Source organism: Stenotrophomonas sp. TWI1409 (assembly GCF_039673015.1).
Taxonomy (GTDB): domain Bacteria; phylum Pseudomonadota; class Gammaproteobacteria; order Xanthomonadales; family Xanthomonadaceae; genus Stenotrophomonas; species Stenotrophomonas maltophilia_A.
Genome location: NZ_JBDJKU010000027.1, coordinates 14306 through 31526 on the forward strand (window position 1 = coordinate 14306; position 17221 = coordinate 31526).

The window sequence follows — 17221 nt, forward strand, 5'->3', positions numbered from 1 at the left end:
CGTAATGGACAACCGAACCAAAGCCCTGAACCTGGTTCCGATGGTGGTCGAGCAGACCAGCCGCGGCGAGCGTGCCTACGACATCTATTCGCGCCTGTTGAAGGAGCGCCTGATCTTCCTCGTGGGCCCGATCGACGATCACATGGCCAACGTGGTGGTGGCGCAGTTGCTGTTCCTGGAGTCGGAGAACCCGGAAAAGGACATCAACATCTACATCAACTCGCCGGGTGGCGTGGTCACCGCCGGCATGGCGATCTACGACACCATGCAGTACATCAAGCCGAATGTGAGCACCACCTGCATCGGCCAGGCCGCCTCGATGGGCGCCCTGCTGCTGGCCGCGGGCGAAGCTGGCAAGCGCTATGCGCTGCCGAACTCGCGCGTGATGATCCACCAGCCGCTGGGTGGCTACCAGGGCCAGGCCACCGACATCGACATCCACGCGCGTGAGATCCTGACCCTGCGTTCGCGCCTGAACGAGGTGCTGGCCAAGCACACCGGCCAGTCGCTGGAGACGATCGCCCGCGACACCGAGCGCGACAACTTCAAGAGCGCCTTCGAGGCGCAGGCCTATGGTCTGGTCGACCAGGTCCTGGAGCGTCGTCCGGACGAGTCGATCCAGGCCGGCTGACCGGCCATCACGGGGCCATGGAGGCCCCGTTCCTGCAGGGTCGGGCGGGACTGGTGTCCCCTCGGCCCTGTGCTATTCTCGAATCGAACCCCCGTTCAGCGGGTGGGGTAACTGGGTAAGCGAAGCATGAGCGAAGACCGCCAAGGTCGTTCCACGGACACCGGCAAGATCCTCTACTGCTCTTTCTGCGGCAAGAGCCAGCATGAAGTGCGCAAGCTGATTGCGGGTCCGAGCGTATTCATCTGCGATGAGTGCGTGGAGCTGTGCAACGACATCATCCGTGAGGAACTTGAGGAAAAGGCGCAGTCGGCGCGCAGTTCGCTGCCCAAACCGCGCGAGATCCTCGAGGTCCTCGACCAGTACGTGATCGGCCAGAACCGCGCCAAGCGCACGCTGGCCGTGGCCGTGTACAACCACTACAAGCGCATCGAGAGCCGGCAGAAGAACGACGACGTCGAACTGGCGAAGTCGAACATCCTGCTGGTCGGCCCGACCGGTTCGGGCAAGACGCTGCTGGCCGAGACCCTGGCCCGCCTGCTCAACGTGCCGTTCACCATGGCCGACGCCACCACGCTGACCGAAGCCGGTTACGTGGGCGAGGACGTGGAGAACATCATCCAGAAGCTGCTGCAGAAGTGCGACTACGACGTCGAGAAGGCGCAGCAGGGCATCGTCTACATCGATGAAATCGACAAGATCTCGCGCAAGAGCGAGAACCCGTCGATCACCCGCGATGTGTCCGGCGAAGGCGTGCAGCAAGCCCTGCTGAAGCTGATCGAAGGCACCGTGGCCAGCGTTCCGCCGCAGGGCGGCCGCAAGCACCCGCAGCAGGAATTCCTGCAGGTGGACACCAAGAACATCCTGTTCATCTGCGGCGGCGCGTTCGCCGGGCTGGACAAGGTGATCCAGGCCCGTTCCACCGACGTCGGCAGCATCGGCTTCGGCGCCAAGGTGAAGAGCAGCGAGCGCAAGCAGGAAGTGGGCAAGGTGCTGGCCGAAGTCGAGCCGGAAGACCTGATCAAGTTCGGCCTGATCCCCGAGTTCGTCGGCCGCCTGCCGGTGGTGGCGACCCTGGAGGAGCTGGACGAGCCGGCCCTGATCAGGATCCTGACCGAGCCGAAGAACGCCATCACCAAGCAGTTCAAGAAGCTGTTCGAGATGGAGAACGTCGAGCTGGAGTTCCGTCCGGACGCGTTGTCGGCCATCGCCAGGAAGGCGCTCAAGCGCAAGACCGGTGCACGCGGCCTGCGCACCATCGTCGAATCGGTCCTGCTGGACACCATGTACGACCTGCCGTCGCAGGAAAACGTCAGCAAGGTGGTGGTGGACGAGTCGGTGATCGAGCACAAGTCCGAGCCGTACCTGATCTACCAGACCCCGGCGGCCCCTGAACAGAAGGCCGCAGGCGCCGAGTGATCCTTCCAGGTTGTTGATTGGAAAGGATTTTCAAGGAATGTCTTGCATCTGAAAGCCGATGGCCCCATAACGGGGCCATCGGCTTTTTTTGTCTCCGGAAGATGCCCTCCCGGAGGCGGTTTTCCCCTTCCCTGGAGCCCCCATGGCCCGTTCCCCAAGTGAAACCCTCGACCTGCCGGTCCTGCCGCTGCGCGACGTAGTGGTGTTCCCGCACATGGTCATCCCGCTGTTCGTCGGCCGTGACAAGTCCATGCACGCGCTCGAACAGGCAATGGAAGCGGACAAGCGCATCCTGCTGCTGGCGCAGAAGTCGGCCGAGACCGACGACCCGCATGCGGCCGACCTCTACCAGGTCGGTACGCTGGCGCAGGTGCTGCAGCTGCTGAAGCTGCCCGACGGCACCATCAAGGTGCTGGTCGAAGGCCTGTCGCGCGTGCAGGTCACCCACGTCGACGAGCGTAACGGCTCGCTGCACGGCCAGGCCGTGGAGATCGACGCCACCGACGAGCGCGAAGCACGCGAGGTGGAGGCGATCGCCCGCTCGCTGATGTCGCTGTTCGAGCAGTACGTGAAGACCAACCGCAAGCTGCCGCCGGAGCTGCTGCAGACGCTGTCGGGCATCGATGAGCCGGCCCGCCTGGCCGACACCATCGCTGCGCACATCAGCGTGCGCCTGGCCGACAAGCAGCGCCTGCTGGAAACGCTGGCCGTCGGTGACCGCCTGGAGATGCTGGTCGGCCTGGTCGATGGCGAGATCGACGTGCAGCAGATGGAAAAGCGCATCCGCGGCCGCGTGAAGTCGCAGATGGAGAAGAGCCAGCGCGAGTACTACCTCAATGAACAGATGAAGGCCATCCAGAAGGAACTGGGTGACCTGGACGATGCACCGGGCGAGCTGGAAGAGCTGGCCCGCAAGATCGCTGAAGCCGGCATGCCGAAGGCGGTTGAAGCCAAGGCACGCAATGAACTGAACAAGCTCAAGCAGATGTCGCCGATGTCGGCCGAAGCGGCGGTCGTGCGCAACTACCTGGAGTGGCTGCTGGGCGTGCCGTGGAAGAAGCGCAGCAAGGTGCGCAAGGACCTGAAGGCCGCGCAGGACACCCTCGACGCCGACCACTACGGCCTGGAGAAGGTCAAGGAGCGCATCCTTGAATACCTGGCGGTGCAGTCGCGCGTGAAGCAGATGAAGGGCCCGATCCTGTGCCTGGTCGGGCCGCCGGGCGTGGGCAAGACCTCGCTGGGCCAGTCCATCGCCAAGGCTACCAACCGCAAGTTCGTGCGCATGTCGCTGGGCGGCGTTCGCGATGAAGCCGAGATCCGTGGCCACCGTCGTACCTACGTTGGTTCGATGCCGGGCCGCATCGTGCAGAACCTCAACAAGGTCGGCAGCAAGAACCCGCTGTTCGTGCTCGACGAGATCGACAAGATGTCGATGGACTTCCGTGGCGATCCGTCGTCGGCGCTGCTGGAAGTGCTCGACCCGGAGCAGAACAACGCGTTCAACGACCACTACCTGGAAGTGGACCTGGACCTGTCCGAAGTGATGTTCGTGGCCACCTCGAACTCGCTCAATATTCCCGGCCCGCTGCTGGACCGCATGGAAGTGATCCGCATCCCCGGCTACACCGAGGACGAGAAGCTCAACATCGCCACCCGCTACCTGGTGCCGAAGCAGATCAAGGCCAACGGCCTGCAGCCGGAAGAACTGGAGATCGGCAGCGATGCGATCCAGGACATCGTGCGCTACTACACGCGCGAATCGGGCGTGCGCAACCTGGAACGCGAGATCGCCAAGATCTGCCGCAAGGTGGTGAAGGAGATCGCGCTGGCCGGCCCGCAGCCGGTGAAGGCGAAGAAGGGCGCGAAGAAGTCCAAGGCGCTGGTGAGCGTGTCCAGCAAGAACCTGGACAAGTACCTGGGTGTGCGTCGCTTCGATTTCGGCCGCGCCGAGGAAGAGAACGAGATCGGCCTGGTCACCGGCCTGGCGTGGACCGAAGTCGGTGGCGATCTGCTGCAGATCGAATCGACGCTGGTGCCGGGCAAGGGCCAGCTGATCCTGACCGGCCAGCTCGGCAACGTGATGAAGGAATCGGCGTCGGCGGCGTTGTCGGTGGTGCGTTCGCGCGCGGTCGGCTTTGGCATCGACAGCGACTTCCTGCAGAAGCACGACGTGCACCTGCACGTGCCCGATGGCGCCACGCCGAAGGACGGACCGAGTGCCGGTGCGGCAATGGTCACCTCGCTGGTGTCGATGCTGACCAAGGTGCCGGTGCGTGCCGACGTGGCGATGACCGGTGAGATCACCCTGCGTGGTCGTGTCACCGCCATCGGTGGCTTGAAGGAGAAACTGCTGGCCGCACTGCGCGGTGGTATCCGCACGGTCATCATTCCGGAAGAGAACCGCAAGGACCTTGCAGACATTCCGGCCAACGTCACCCGCGATCTGGAGATCGTGCCGGTGAAGTACATCGAAGAAGTCCTGGACCTGGCGCTGGAGCGCCCGCTGGCACCGAAGAAGGCGCGCAAGAGTGCGCAGCGTGTCACGGTGCGCAGCAAGGCCAAACCGAGTGGAAGCGCGCGCGTCAAGCATTGACGCGCGCTGTCCGATGGCCCGAAACCCGCGTCGTTGCTGGCTTTCCAGCTTGCGTGGGGGTAGGGCCACTGGTATAAAAGCAGCACTCGCGAATGAGTGATCGCTGTCAGCGATGACTGAATCGGCGAACCGTTTCCACATGGCGGCCGCATGCAGAAGGCGTGCGGTTGCTTCCCTGTCGAATAAGCGGAACCCACCGCCAAAGGAGTTGTAGAGAATGAACAAGACCGAATTGATCGATGCCGTTGCTGAAGCTGCCGACCTGACCAAGGCCGAGTCCAGCCGCGCTGTCGATGCCGTCGTTGCTGCCGTCACCAAGGCGCTGAAGGACGGCGATGCGGTCACCCTGGTTGGCTTCGGTACCTTCCAGGTCCGCGACCGTGCTGCCCGCACCGGCCGCAACCCGAAGACCGGCGACACCATCAAGATCGCTGCTTCGAAGAATCCGTCGTTCAAGGCTGGTAAGGCCCTGAAGGATGCTGTAAACTAAGCGGCTCGCTGGGGTGCTTAGCTCAGCGGTAGAGCGTCTCCTTTACACGGAGAGGGTCGGGGGTTCGAAACCCTCAGCACCCACCACAGCACCGCGGTAAAAGTTTGAGTGTGGAGCGGTAGTTCAGCTGGTTAGAATGCTGGCCTGTCACGCCGGAGGTCGCGGGTTCGAGTCCCGTCCGCTCCGCCATTGCAGAATTCTTAAGTCCCTGTGAAAAAACTTTGAAAAAAGTGTTCATCGGGCTGGGTTTCCAGGGAGTCTTCGGATATACTGGGCGCCTGCAAAGTTTCAGCGCGGAGCGGTAGTTCAGCTGGTTAGAATGCTGGCCTGTCACGCCGGAGGTCGCGGGTTCGAGTCCCGTCCGCTCCGCCAACTTTAAAAGCCCTCGGCGCAAGCCGGGGGCTTTTTCTTTGTGCCCTGCGGCAGGCCTGCCGAGGTGCTGACGGCACAGGTCCGCGGAGATCGGCGCAGGCCGCGCCGGCGCTGCTTTTGGTCCCTGCGACGAAGCGGGTTACACTGCCGGGCTCGCCAATCAGGCCTTGTGATTCCTCACCATGCTGCAGAAACTCCGCGACAAGACCTCAGGCTGGATCGTCACCGTGATCCTGGGGCTGCTGATGATTCCGTTCCTGTTCGTGATCGACAACAGCTACCTGGGTGGCGTTGGCGCACAGAACGTGGCCAAGGTTTCCGCGCCTCCGACCTGGTGGCGTTCGGCACCGTCGTGGTGGCCGGTGCGCATGCTGTGGCAGCACCACGAGATCAGCGCGCAGGATTTCCGCACCCGCTTCGAGCAGGAGCGCATGCGTGAGCGCCAGCAGCAGGGCGAGAACTTCGACCCGCGCGCGTTCGAAAGCACTGAAAACAAGATGGCCGTGCTCGATCAGCTGATCGACGAGCAGGTCGTGCGCCTGGTGGGCGAGCAGGCCGGTGTTGTGATCGGCGATGGCGCGGTGCGCGAGTACATCGCCACCATCCCAGCCTTCCTCGATTCGAACGGCAAGTTCAACGAGAACAACTACCGCCTGGCCTTGGCCGGTGGCAATCCGCCGCGTACCCCCACGCAGTTCCAGGAGCTGGTGCGCGAGAGCCTGCAGCAGTCGGTGATCCCGTCGGGCCTGCAGAATTCGGGCTTCGTCACCCAGGCCGAGACCGAGCGCCTGCTGAAGCTGCTGGGTGAGACCCGCGACGTCGAACTGGCCGCGCTGCCGGAGGTTCCGGCCGATACCGCGCCGGTCACCGATGAGCAGATCAAGCAGTGGTACGACAGCCACGGCAAGGATTTCCGCCAGGCCGAAAGCGTGTCGCTGGAATACGTCGAGATCAATGGCGCCAACCTGCCGGCACCGACCGCGGCCGACGAAGCGACCCTGCGCAAGCGCTATGAGGACGAGAAGGCGAAGTTCACTTCGCCGGAACAGCGCCAGGCCGCGCACATCCTGATCACCGGTGACGGTGCCGAAGCCAAGGCGAACAAGATCGCCACCGAAGCCAAGGCGGCGGGTGCCGACTTCGCTGCACTGGCCAAGGCCAATTCGGAAGACCCGGGTTCGAAGGACCAGGGCGGTGATCTGGGCTGGGTCGAGCGTGGCGCGATGGTCAAGCCGTTCGAAGACGCCCTGTTCGCCGCCAAGGCGGGTGACGTGATCGGCCCGGTCAAGACCGACTTCGGCTACCACGTCATCAAGGTCGCCGCGGTGCGTGGCGGCGAAGGCAAGTCGTTCGAGGAAGTGCGTGACACGCTGGCCGCCGAGCAGCTGAAGGCCGACGGCGAGCGCGGCTTCAACGAGCTGGCCGGCCACCTGGTCGATGCCATCAACAAGAGCCCGAGTGATCTGGCTGCTGCGGCCAAGGAAGTAAACCTGCCGCTGCAGACCCTGGGCCCGATCACCCGCGCAACCGCCAGTGGCATCGCCACCGATCCGGCTGTGCTGCGTGCGGCCTTCTCCGAAGTGCTGGTGCAGGATGGTACTGCCAGCGACCCGATCGCCCTGGGCGGTGCCACCAACCACAGCGTGGTCATCCGCGTGGCCGCGCATACCCCGGAGCAGGCGATGCCGCTGGACAAGGCGCGTGAGCAGGTGATCGCCGCGATCCGTGCCGACCGCCAGCGCCAGGCCAGCGACAAGGCCGCCGATGCCGTGCTGGCCAAGCTGAAGGCGGGCGCCACCCTGCAGTCGCTGGCCGCCAGCGAGAAGCTGCAGCTGAGCCCGATGCCGGGCCTGCCGCGCAGCCAGCCGGTGCCGACCCCGGAAATCAACCGCGCGATCTTCAGTGCGCCGGTGCCGGCGGAAGGCAAGCCGAGCTACGGCAAGGTCGACGTCAACGGCCACGCGCTGCTGTTCGCCGTGAACAAGGTCAACCCGGGCGACATCAAGGAAGTGACCGCCGAGCAGCAGAAGCAGCTCAAGGATCAGCTGAGCCAGATCGACGGCATGGCCGCAGCCAAGGCCTACGTCGAGGCGATGCGCAGGAAGTTCGTGATCCAGACCACCGAAGAGAACCTGTAAGCCTCGCGGCGGGGCAGGATCGAAGAAGGCCCGGCAATGCCGGGCCTTTTTTTGTGCTTGCGGCTATGTAGAGTCGAGCCATGCTCGACTGCTTTTTGCGCCGACCATCCCGCGAGCGGAAGTCGAGCATGGCTCGACTCTACAGAGAGCAGATACCGCGGTGTTGGGGGCCGTCAGTCTTCCACGCGCAGCACTGCGCCGGGCTTCAGCACGCTGCTGCCACTCAGGCCGTTCAGCGACAGCAGGGCCTTTACCGGCATGCCGTAGCGGCGGGCGATGGTCCAGGCCGACTCGCCATCACGCACGGTGTGGCGGCGGCTGCGCGGGCGGTCGGCGATCGCGGCCACGGTCTTGGCCACCTGCGGCGTCGGCGTGGTCGTGGCAACCGGTGCAGTGCTGGCCACCAGCGTGGTCGCGGCTTCCGTCACCGTCGCATTAGCGGCCGAGACCGGGGCCAGGACCCGGGTGGTTCCCGAGGCGCGGTTGCCGGCGGCCAGGGCCGGGTTGAGGCGGGCGATCCTGGCGGGGTCCAGGGCGCGCTGTGCGGCCCACTGCTGGACGCTGGTGCCGGCCGGCAGGGTGTGGTCCTTCAACACCGGCACGGTGCGGTCCAGCGAGGCCATTACGCGAGGCTGGTCCTCCACGTCTTCCAGCACGCAGGCCAGGGCATGCAGCTTCTCGACATAGGCATGGGTAACCGGCGACAGCCCCGGCAGGGCTGCCGGCTTGGCATTCTGCGCGTTCATGCCGGCCTTGCGCATGGACTGCAGCACCCGGTACTCGCCGGCGTTGTAGGCCATGGTGGCCAGTCGCCAGTCGCCGCCGAACATGCCGTGCAGGGTCTTCAGGTAGCGCACCGCGGCCTGGGTGGAATCAACCGCCGACAGGCGGCCGTCGTAGCCGTTGGCCATGGGTACGCGGTGGTTGCGCGCCGTGGTGGCGATGAACTGCCACAGGCCGGTCGGGCCGCTGCCATTGCGGGCATTGGGCCGGTAGCCGCTTTCCACGAAGGGAATCAGCGCGAACTCGGTGGGCAGGTCGGCCTTGCGCAGCTCTTCGACCACATAGCCGAACAGCACCAGCGCATCGTCATCCTGGTTGGCCAGGCGCGAGGGGGCGTGGGCGAACTGCTTCTGCCAGCGCGGGCTGGTAGCCTCGGCATCGCAGCTGGGCTCGGCCAGGCCGTCGCGGAAGCTGGTGAAGATCTCCTGACCATTGCGCACCGAGGGCGCAGGCAGCGCGGACGGATCCAGCGGCAGCGCCGCAGCGGCGGTCAGGTTCTGGCTGATGCCGGCGCCCAGCGACTGTGCGCCCGCGGTTCCGGCCAGCCCCAGGGCAAGGCCCAGGGCCAGCGGCAGACTTCGGCGCATCATGCGCGGAAGCCGTCTTTCCAGTGCCGGAGACCGGCCATCACGTCGACGTCGTCCACGACGTCACGGCCCAGGTGTGCCGACACCGACGCACGGATCGGTGCAGCGTGCACACGCAGGAAGGGATTGCAGTCGAATTCGTTGGCCAGGGTTACCGGCAGGGTGGAACGGTCATCGCGGCGCATGGCCAAAGCCTCCTCTTGGCGCTGCCACAAGGCAGCGTTGGCGGGGTCGACATGCCGCGCGAAGACGGCATTTGACACGGTGTACTCATGAGCGCAACAAAGCAGCAGTTGCGCGGGCAGGGCACCCAGCTTGCGCATCGACGCCAGCAGCTGGGACGGCGTACCTTCGAACAGGCGTCCACAGCCCAGGCTGAACAACGAATCTCCGCTGAAAAGATGTTCAGCAGTGTGAAACGCGATGTGGCTGCGGGTATGCCCGGGCACGGATAGTACGTGGAACGTCCGGCCCAGTGCCTGAACGCGTTCACCTTCGCCGACCCGCTCGGTGGCCGTGGGAATGCGTTCCTCGACCGGCGCGATGACCCGTACGCCGGGGAAACGCGCCTGCAATGCCGGCACGCCACCGATGTGGTCGTCGTGGTGATGGGTGAGCAGGATCGTGTCCACGCGCAGGCCCTGATCGGCCAGCGCGAGCACTGGCGCGGCATCGCCGGGGTCGACGACCACGGCAGCGCCCTCGTTGTCGATCAGCGTCCAGATGTAGTTATCCGCAAATGCGGGCAGGGCAGTCAGTCGCATAGAATTGGACCATGCCCGCGCTGCAGAGCACCCGTCAAGCGAGCCAGACCCCGTGGTTCGACAGTGAACCGGCGGAGGCCTTGCGCGTGCTGGAGCGGCAATTGCTGCTGCCGCAGCTGTCGGTGCTGCCGGCGCAGCCCTGGCTGTGGATCGCACCAAGTGCGGCCTGGCTGGACGATGCACAGCTGGGCGGACGCGGTCTGCGCCTGTTCCGGCAGGGGCAGGGCTATGCCGGCGACACCCGTTGTGCGCTGCCGCTGCCGCTGGCCAATGAAAGCGTAAATGCGATCGTGCTGCAGCATGTCACCGCGGCCGATGCCGACCGGCTGCTCGACGAGTGCGAGCGCGTACTGATGCCGGGCGGCCATCTGTGGCTGAGCAGCCTCAATCCGTTCAGTCCGTATCGCACGCGATGGCGCCAGCATGGACTGGTGGTGCGCACGCCACAGCGGATCCGCCTGCTGCTCGGCCGTCATGGGCTGGAATGCGACGATATGCGTTACCTGGGCCCGCTCTGGCGCGGTGCGGGCAGCCGTCGTCCCGGAGGTTGGGCGCCGCTGCGCGCGGCCTGCCTGTTCCATGCGGAAAAACGTACGCTGGCCCTGCCTGGGCCGAAACCGCTGCCGGTGCGCTGGCACGGCACCGTAGCTACCTGATTCTGGAGTTGTATTGAAAACCATCGAAATCCACACCGACGGTTCCTGCCTTGGCAATCCCGGCCCCGGCGGCTGGGCTGCGCTGCTGCGCTACAAGGGCCACGAGCGCGAACTGAGCGGTGGCGAGGCGCACACCACTAACAACCGGATGGAGCTGATGGCGGCCATTTCCGGGCTGGAGTCGCTGACCGAGCCGTGCAACATCGTGCTCTATACCGATTCGCAGTATGTGCGGCAGGGTCTGACCCAGTGGATGCCGGGCTGGATCCGCAAGAACTGGAAGACGGCTGGCGGCGATCCGGTAAAGAACCGCGAGCTGTGGGAGCGCCTGCAGGCGGCCACGCTGCGGCATCAGATCGACTGGCGCTGGGTGAAGGGTCACTCCGGCGACCCGGACAATGAGCGGGTGGATACGCTGGCCCGCAACGCGGCGATCCAGATCCGCGACGCCAGCCCGGTAAACTGAGCCCATGCGTCAGATCATCCTCGATACCGAAACCACCGGCCTGGAGTGGAAGAAGGGCAACCGCATCGTCGAAATCGGCTGCGTGGAGCTGTTCAAGCGCCGCCCGACCGGCAACAACTATCACCAGTACATCAAGCCGGACTGCGAGTTCGAACAGGGCGCGCAGGAAGTCACCGGCCTGACCCTGGAGTTCCTCGATGACAAGCCGGACTTCGCGCAGATCGCCGACGAGTTCCTGGCCTTCATCGATGGCGCCGAGCTGATCATCCACAACGCGGCGTTCGACCTCGGCTTCCTCGACAACGAGTTGTCGCTGCTGGGGCCGCAGTACGGGAAGATCACCGACCGCTGCGCCGTGATCGATACCCTGGTGATGGCGCGTGAGCGCTTCCCGGGCCAGCGCAACTCGCTGGATGCGCTGTGCAAGCGGCTGGGCGTGGACAACTCGCACCGTGCGCTGCACGGCGGCCTGCTCGATGCGCAGATCCTGGGCGACGTCTATATCGCGCTGACCTCGGGCCAGGAAGAAATCGGCTTCGGTCTGGGCGATGACGATGGCGGTGCTGCCGGTGCGGCGCTGCAGGCCTTCGACACCAGCAAGCTGCTGCCGCGCCCGCGCGTGGTGGCCACGCCGTCGGAGCTGGAAGCGCATGCGGCGCGACTGGAGCGGCTGCGCAAGAAGGCTGGCCACGCGCTGTGGGATGGCCCGAAGGTGGAAGAGCCCGCCAGCGCGTAATGCCTGGGATGGGGTAGTGCCGGCCGCTGGCCGGCAGCGCCGCATCCACGCATGGCATGGATCTACCGGTTAGTGGCAGCGCACCAGGATCACGCTGATGTTGTCGCGGCCGCCGCCGTCGAGCGCGGCGGCGACCAGCGTGTCCACGCATTCCTGTGCGCTGGCATCCTCGAAGGCGAGGGTGCGGGCAATGCTGCGGTCGTCCACTTCCTCGGTCAGGCCGTCACTGCACAGCAGCAGCTGCATGCCCGGGCGCAGTTCGCCGCTGGTGGTGGCCACGTTCAGATGCGCCGGATCGGTCACGCCCAGCGCCTGGGTGACCACGTTGCGGTGCGGATGCGCACGCGCCTGTTCGGCGGTCAGGTTGCCCTGCGCGACCAGCTCCTGCACCACGCTGTGGTCCTGGCTGAGCTGGGCCAGCTGTCCGTCGCGCCACAGGTAGGCACGGCTGTCGCCAACCCACGCCACTTCATAGCGGTTGCCCTGTACCCGTGCGGCGACCACGGTGGTGCCCATCGGCAACGTGTCGTTGCGCCGGCGCGAGGCGCGGATGATCTCTTCGTCGGCGGTGCGGATGGCCTGCGCCAGCGGTGCGCCGCGGCGGATCTCGCGCACGATGGTCTCGCGCGCCAGCGCGCTGGCCACTTCACCGCAGGCGTGCCCGCCCATGCCGTCGGCCACCAGCCACAGGGCCAGCTCACTGTCACCGTAGTAGGTGTCCTCGTTGAGCTCGCGGCGCATGCCGGGGTGGGTGAGGTGTCCGAATTCGATCATGGGCGCTGGGGCGGGGTGTTGCTGGGGAGACAGGCATCATCGGGTGGCTGCGCGCATCCGGCAAGGCATGCGCTCAGGAAATTTTCACTTCGTTGGCCGGAATGACTTGTCGTCGGCCTCACTTCCTCGTATGATGCGCGTCCCCGGTCCGCCGGGGACCACCCGGAGAGGTGGCAGAGTGGTTGAATGTACCTGACTCGAAATCAGGCAGGCGTTTATAGCGCCTCGGGGGTTCGAATCCCCCCCTCTCCGCCAGATTAAAGAAAAAGGGCTGCCGAAAGGCAGCCCTTTTTCTTTAATCTGGCGCGGGACGCGCCGCGCTCTGCGCGTCGCCCCACACGTTGCTGCGCAACCTGTGGGCCCCTCCCTTTGCCGGCCTCTCCCCGCCCCTGTCGGGGCAGGTGCATCAGTAGATCCACGCCATGCGTGGATGCTGTTCCTGCTGGCAGGCTCATCCACGCATGCCGTGGATCTACCCATTCCATCGCGAGCTGCGGGTTAAACTGCCTGCATCACCTGCTGGAGCTTTCCCCATGACTGCTGAAATCCTCGTCCCCGTTTCTTTCGGCGAGCTGCTGGACAAGATCTCGATCCTGCAGATCAAGTCCGAGCGCATCAGTGACGAGGGCAAGCTGGCCAACGTGCGCAAAGAACTGTCGGCGCTGGAGCAGACCTGGATGGCACACCCGGCGGCGGTGAAGGACATCGCCAAGCTGCGTGCCGAGCTGAAGGCGGTCAACGAGCAGCTGTGGGACATCGAGGACGACATCCGCCTGAAAGAGAAGGCGCAGGCGTTCGACCAGGGTTTCATCGACCTGGCGCGCAGCGTCTACCTGCGCAATGACGAACGCGCGCGCATCAAGAAGGCGATCAACCTGGCGCTGGGTTCGGCGTACGTGGAAGAGAAGTCCTACCAGGATTACGCGCAGCGCGCGTAATCCGGGGCAGCCTGCTGCTCACCCCAGGTGGTCGGCGACGTAGCGTTCGAACGCAGCGATACCGTCTTCCACGGTGATCAGTTCCATCACATCGTCGAACTCGATCTTGGTGCCCCACTTCAGATCGGTGGCCTGCTTGGCCAGGTACTTGCGCGCGGCATCGTCGTAGCGGTCCACGCAGTAGCGGCGGTCGGAATAGGGACCGCTGCGGTTCGGGTTGCTGGCCGCGTGCAGGCCCAGTACCTTGGCGCCCATCGCGTTGGCGATGTGCATCGGGCCCGAGTCCGGGGTCATCACCAGATTGGCGCGGGCCAGCAGCGCCGGCAGCTGCTTCAAGGTGTCCTTGCCGACCAGGTCAAGCGCCGGTGTGTGCAGCTGCGCCTGGATGGCATCGGCCATGCTGCGCTCCAGTTCGCTGCGGCCTCCGCACAGCACCACCTGCCAACCGCGCTGTGCGGCGTGGTTGGCCACGGCGGCGTAGCGGTCTGCATACCAGTTGCGGCGCACGTGGCTGGAACAGGGCGAGATCATCAACACCGGGCGGCCATCGTCCTGCCATTGCGCGGCAGCCCACTCATACGCGGACTGTGGCACCGCCAGGTCCCAGCTGACCTCGGTCTGGCGCAGGCCAAGGGGTTCACAGAAACTGCCGATGGCATCCAGCACATGGATGCCGGGGCGGTCGGGGATGCGTTCGTTGATGAAGAGACCATGCAGGTCCTTCGAGCGGCTGCGGTCATAGCCGATGCGACGCTCTGCGGGAATGAAGGCCGACAGCAGGTTGGCGCGGAACGCCACCTGCATCTGCAACAGCGCTTCGAAGCGCCCCGGCGGCAGCTGCCTGCGCAGTTCCTTGACCCCGGCCATGCCGCTCTTCTTGTCGTAGGCATGGAAGGTGACACCGGGCAGGCCGTCGAGCAGCTTGTGGCCGGCCTTGTCGATGATCCAGTGGATCGGCGTATCCGGGCGCGCAGCCTGCAGGGTGCGCACCAGGGGCACCACGTGGGTGACATCGCCAAGTGCGGACAGGCGCAGGAGGCACAAGGAGGAGGACGCTGATGCCATGTGTTGTTAGACTCAATGAAATGGTCGCATTCGACGCCAATGAAGCGCTGACGCCATGCCGCGAGGGTCGCGGCATCGGGGCCATTCTGTTCGACCGCGAGCGGCTGCGGCAAGCCGAGATCGGCCTGTTCTCGCCCCAGCACTGGGGCAGCAGGGCTCGGCCGGTGGGCGAGGGCGGTCGTGGCAGCGCCTGGTTCGTCGATGCGCCGTTCGGCGCCAGCGTGCTGCGCCACTACCTGCGCGGTGGCCTGGCGGCGAAGATCAGCCATGACCAGTACCTCTGGCGCGGCGCGGACCGGACGCGCAGCTTCGCCGAATTCCGGCTGATGCGCGCGCTGCGCGAGAAAAAGCTGCCGGTGCCCCGGCCACTGGCGGCGTTCTACATGCGTGAGGGCCTGCGCTACCGGGCTGCGATCCTGATGGAGCGGATCGAGGGTGTCCGTTCGCTGGCCGACCGCGCGCTGGTCGCGGGCCGGGGCGCACCGTGGGAGGAGACCGGGCGGCTGATCGCCCGCTTCCATCGTGCCGGCCTGGACCATGCCGACCTCAATGCGCACAACATCCTGTTCGACGGCAACGGCCACGGCTGGTTGATCGACTTCGACCGCGGGGTGATCCGCATCCCGGCGACCGCCTGGCGCGAACGCAATCTCAAGCGCCTGCTGCGCTCGCTGATCAAGCTGCGCGGCGAGCGCAGCATGGAAGACGTGCAGAAGGATTACGCGCGGCTGCGCCGCGCCTATGACATGGCCTGGAACCGGGGCACCTGATGGACTGGTCGTTGCGTTTCCTCGGCGTCGGCAATGCGTCGGCGGTCGAGCTGGGGTCGCCGATGTCGGTGATCGAACGGGACGGTCGGCCGTGGTTGACCATCGACTGTGGCGGCGAAGGCCTGACCGCGTTCAAGGCGCACTACGGGCACATGCCGCAGGCGCTGTTCGTCACCCATGTGCACCTGGACCACGTAGCGGGCTTCGAGCGGCTGTTCGTCGATACCTTCTTCAACGCGCACCGGTGCGGCAAGGTGCGCCTGTACGTGCCCGCCACGGTGGTGCCGCTGCTGCACAAGCGCATCGGTGATTATCCGAATGTGCTGGCCGAGGGCGGTGCCAACTTCTGGGATGCGTTCCAGCTGGTCGTGGTGGGCGAGGCGTTCTGGCACGAGGGCGTGCGCCTGGAAGTGTTCCCGGTGCGCCACCACTGGCCGGAGACGGCCTATGGCCTGCGCCTGCAGGGCGCGCTGACCTGGAGCGGCGATACCCGGCCGATTCCGGAGATGCTGGCCCGCTTCGCCAACGACAATGAACTGATCGCGCACGACTGCGGCCTGCATGGCAACCCGTCGCACACCGGCGTGGACGACCTGGAGCGCGAGTACAGCGCCGAACTGCAGGCGCGGATGATGCTCTACCACTATGCGAGCGCGGCCGACGGCCAGGCGCTGGCCGCGCGGGGGCACCGTGTGGCGCAGCCGGGGCAGTGCGTGCCGCTGGCCAACCCCACTGCACCGCACGTGCTGGTGCAGGATCCGCCGTGAGCGGTGCTGGCCAGCCCGCCGACGCGGCGCTGGCTGCCGAGCTGGAGGCGCTGGAACGCGCGCTGCATGCGCCGCAGGTGCGGGCCGATCGCGAGCAACTGGCGGCACTTCTGGACGAGGATTTCAGCGAGATCGGCAGTTCCGGGCAATGCTACGGCCGTGATGCGGCGTTGCAGGAGATCCCGCTGGAGCGCGCGCAGGTGCTGATCGAATCGGAACAGTACGCGGTGTGGCTGTTGGCCGAGGATCTGGCCCAGGTGCGCTACCGCAGCCGCTATCACGTTGATGGCCAGGCCCAGGGCTGGGTGTTGCGCAGTTCGCTGTGGCGACGGCATGCGCAGGAATGGAGGGTGGTGTTTCACCAGGGCACGCCCGCGGCGGGGTAGTGGTGGGCGATGCCCGGTGAAGGGCGCCAGCCAAGGCTGGCATCTACCAGAGGCGGGGCGTCGCCGGAAAAGGCGGTGGCCCCGCCGGCTGACCTCGGCGCCCGCGTCGATCGATACCGTTGCTGCCTTCCGGCCCTGGCGGGATTTTCGACCTAGCGTCGCGAGGGGCCGACGGGGCCACCATAGAGACGTTGGCCGCCCAGTGGGCGGCCGGTTCACGGATCAGGGGAAGCAGCGCGCGATGCGCCGGAGACCACAGCCGGACTGCACATCGGCTGGCCGATGGCAGACGGCAACTATAGCGCAGGCAGGTACATCGACGCCAGCTTCGTGCACTGAATCGGCTGTAACCCGCGTCTGCCGGCAACGCCCCGCGCCGACCGGCGTTGCTAGAATGCCGGCCAGGAGGAACGACCTCCCCCGCATCGGGAATCAATGACCAGGACGGCCTGGCCCTACCAAGAGGAGGGCTGTCATGGCCTGGATCTATCTGTTGTTCGCCGGCCTGCTGGAAATCGTCTGGGCCGTGTCCATGAAGCAGTCCGAAGGCTTCACCAAGCTCACCCCTACCGTGGTCACCATCATCGGCATGATCGCCAGCTTCTGGCTGCTGGCGGTGGCCATGCGCAGCCTGCCGCTGGGCACCGCCTACACGATCTGGACCGGCATCGGCGCGGTCGGTGCGTTCGTGGTCGGCATCGTCTTCTTCGGTGAGCAGGTCAGCCCGATGCGGATCGGTGCGGCGGTGCTGATCGTTTCCGGCCTGGTGCTGATGAAACTCTCGAGTAGCTGAATGCATTTAGTTGGGCGGAGAAAGGAATCTCCGCCTGCTGCAGGTATATGCATTTTCGGCAAAACCATTTTGTCCGCCCGTTTTATTTGACGTGCG

The 17221-nt window shown here is 65.7% G+C and carries 17 protein-coding genes, 4 tRNA genes and 1 other RNA gene; 17 read left to right on the forward strand and 5 right to left on the reverse strand.

Features of this window, described 5'->3' with window-relative positions:
• Nucleotides 1-4: 4 nt before the first annotated feature.
• The 8 genes from clpP to ABE423_RS10920 all read left to right on the forward strand — a co-directional run bounded on the left by clpP (nucleotide 5) and on the right by ABE423_RS10920 (nucleotide 7640).
• Nucleotides 5-631 carry an ATP-dependent Clp endopeptidase proteolytic subunit ClpP gene (gene clpP, locus ABE423_RS10885; protein WP_004146318.1) on the forward strand — a complete coding sequence of 209 codons (627 nt, stop codon included), beginning with the start codon at nucleotides 5-7 and terminating at the stop codon, nucleotides 629-631.
• 126 nt (nucleotides 632-757) lie between these two features.
• A complete protein-coding gene (clpX, locus tag ABE423_RS10890) occupies nucleotides 758-2047 on the forward strand; it encodes an ATP-dependent Clp protease ATP-binding subunit ClpX (protein ID WP_032129320.1) in 1290 nt (429 codons plus the stop codon).
• 142 nt (nucleotides 2048-2189) lie between these two features.
• Complete coding sequence (gene lon, locus ABE423_RS10895; protein WP_049422624.1) at nucleotides 2190-4640, forward strand: endopeptidase La; 2451 nt, start codon at nucleotides 2190-2192, stop codon at nucleotides 4638-4640.
• Between the two features lie 217 nt (nucleotides 4641-4857).
• A complete protein-coding gene (locus tag ABE423_RS10900; protein WP_004146343.1) occupies nucleotides 4858-5130 on the forward strand; it encodes an HU family DNA-binding protein in 273 nt (90 codons plus the stop codon).
• An 11-nt stretch (nucleotides 5131-5141) separates the two neighbouring features.
• A tRNA-Val gene (locus ABE423_RS10905) sits at nucleotides 5142-5216 on the forward strand.
• 26 nt (nucleotides 5217-5242) lie between these two features.
• Nucleotides 5243-5319, forward strand: a tRNA-Asp gene (locus ABE423_RS10910).
• A 106-nt stretch (nucleotides 5320-5425) separates the two neighbouring features.
• Nucleotides 5426-5502, forward strand: a tRNA-Asp gene (locus ABE423_RS10915).
• Nucleotides 5503-5684: 182 nt separating this feature from the next.
• Nucleotides 5685-7640: a peptidyl-prolyl cis-trans isomerase gene (locus ABE423_RS10920; protein WP_346486014.1), complete on the forward strand. Its 1956-nt coding sequence runs from the start codon at nucleotides 5685-5687 to the stop codon at nucleotides 7638-7640.
• A 173-nt stretch (nucleotides 7641-7813) separates the two neighbouring features.
• On the opposite strand, the gene ABE423_RS10925 is transcribed toward ABE423_RS10920, so the two are convergent.
• The gene (locus tag ABE423_RS10925; protein WP_253143535.1) at nucleotides 7814-9013 is read right to left on the reverse strand and encodes a lytic transglycosylase domain-containing protein; all 1200 of its coding nucleotides are present in this window, start codon (nucleotides 9011-9013) and stop codon (nucleotides 7814-7816) included.
• On the reverse strand, nucleotides 9010-9774 hold the full coding sequence (gene gloB / locus ABE423_RS10930) for a hydroxyacylglutathione hydrolase (protein ID WP_032129324.1): 765 nt from the start codon (nucleotides 9772-9774) through the stop codon (nucleotides 9010-9012). Before gloB ends, ABE423_RS10925 begins: the two co-directional genes overlap by 4 nt.
• An 11-nt stretch (nucleotides 9775-9785) precedes the next feature.
• On the opposite strand from gloB, the gene ABE423_RS10935 reads away from it, so the two are divergent.
• From ABE423_RS10935 to dnaQ, 3 genes are read left to right on the forward strand one after another with little or no spacing between them, the layout of a single operon-like run.
• On the forward strand, nucleotides 9786-10430 hold the full coding sequence (locus ABE423_RS10935; RefSeq protein WP_049400387.1) for a methyltransferase domain-containing protein: 645 nt from the start codon (nucleotides 9786-9788) through the stop codon (nucleotides 10428-10430).
• Between the two features lie 13 nt (nucleotides 10431-10443).
• On the forward strand, nucleotides 10444-10896 hold the full coding sequence (gene rnhA / locus ABE423_RS10940) for a ribonuclease HI (RefSeq protein WP_032129326.1): 453 nt from the start codon (nucleotides 10444-10446) through the stop codon (nucleotides 10894-10896).
• 4 nt (nucleotides 10897-10900) lie between these two features.
• The gene (dnaQ, locus tag ABE423_RS10945; protein WP_049420978.1) at nucleotides 10901-11632 is read left to right on the forward strand and encodes a DNA polymerase III subunit epsilon; all 732 of its coding nucleotides are present in this window, start codon (nucleotides 10901-10903) and stop codon (nucleotides 11630-11632) included.
• A 69-nt stretch (nucleotides 11633-11701) separates the two neighbouring features.
• On the opposite strand, the gene ABE423_RS10950 is transcribed toward dnaQ, so the two are convergent.
• On the reverse strand, nucleotides 11702-12406 hold the full coding sequence (locus ABE423_RS10950) for a PP2C family serine/threonine-protein phosphatase (RefSeq protein ID WP_032129328.1): 705 nt from the start codon (nucleotides 12404-12406) through the stop codon (nucleotides 11702-11704).
• A 164-nt stretch (nucleotides 12407-12570) separates the two neighbouring features.
• Between ABE423_RS10950 and ABE423_RS10955 the strand changes: the two genes are divergently transcribed.
• Together ABE423_RS10955 and ABE423_RS10960 are read left to right on the forward strand one after the other, a co-directional pair.
• Nucleotides 12571-12661, forward strand: a tRNA-Ser gene (locus ABE423_RS10955).
• Nucleotides 12662-12939: 278 nt separating this feature from the next.
• On the forward strand, nucleotides 12940-13344 hold the full coding sequence (locus tag ABE423_RS10960) for a DUF6165 family protein (protein ID WP_046982834.1): 405 nt from the start codon (nucleotides 12940-12942) through the stop codon (nucleotides 13342-13344).
• Between the two features lie 18 nt (nucleotides 13345-13362).
• On the opposite strand, the gene ABE423_RS10965 is transcribed toward ABE423_RS10960, so the two are convergent.
• Nucleotides 13363-14409 (reverse strand): glycosyltransferase family 9 protein, encoded by a 1047-nt coding sequence (locus ABE423_RS10965; RefSeq protein WP_049421589.1) that lies wholly within the window; start codon nucleotides 14407-14409, stop codon nucleotides 13363-13365.
• Nucleotides 14410-14429: 20 nt separating this feature from the next.
• Between ABE423_RS10965 and ABE423_RS10970 the strand changes: the two genes are divergently transcribed.
• The 3 genes from ABE423_RS10970 to ABE423_RS10980 are packed head-to-tail and all read left to right on the forward strand — an operon-like array spanning nucleotide 14430 to nucleotide 16332.
• On the forward strand, nucleotides 14430-15179 hold the full coding sequence (locus tag ABE423_RS10970) for a 3-deoxy-D-manno-octulosonic acid kinase (RefSeq protein WP_049400634.1): 750 nt from the start codon (nucleotides 14430-14432) through the stop codon (nucleotides 15177-15179).
• A complete protein-coding gene (locus tag ABE423_RS10975) occupies nucleotides 15179-15946 on the forward strand; it encodes an MBL fold metallo-hydrolase (protein ID WP_049421588.1) in 768 nt (255 codons plus the stop codon). The genes ABE423_RS10970 and ABE423_RS10975 overlap by 1 nt, the downstream gene beginning before the upstream one ends.
• On the forward strand, nucleotides 15943-16332 hold the full coding sequence (locus ABE423_RS10980; RefSeq protein WP_253143536.1) for a nuclear transport factor 2 family protein: 390 nt from the start codon (nucleotides 15943-15945) through the stop codon (nucleotides 16330-16332). Before ABE423_RS10975 ends, ABE423_RS10980 begins: the two co-directional genes overlap by 4 nt.
• Before the next feature lie 78 nt (nucleotides 16333-16410).
• Here ABE423_RS10980 and ffs read toward each other — a convergent pair.
• Nucleotides 16411-16507, reverse strand: an RNA gene (gene ffs, locus ABE423_RS10985) — signal recognition particle sRNA small type.
• Between the two features lie 300 nt (nucleotides 16508-16807).
• On the opposite strand from ffs, the gene sugE reads away from it, so the two are divergent.
• Complete coding sequence (sugE, locus tag ABE423_RS10990) at nucleotides 16808-17125, forward strand: quaternary ammonium compound efflux SMR transporter SugE (RefSeq protein WP_346486019.1); 318 nt, start codon at nucleotides 16808-16810, stop codon at nucleotides 17123-17125.
• Nucleotides 17126-17221: the final 96 nt, after the last annotated feature.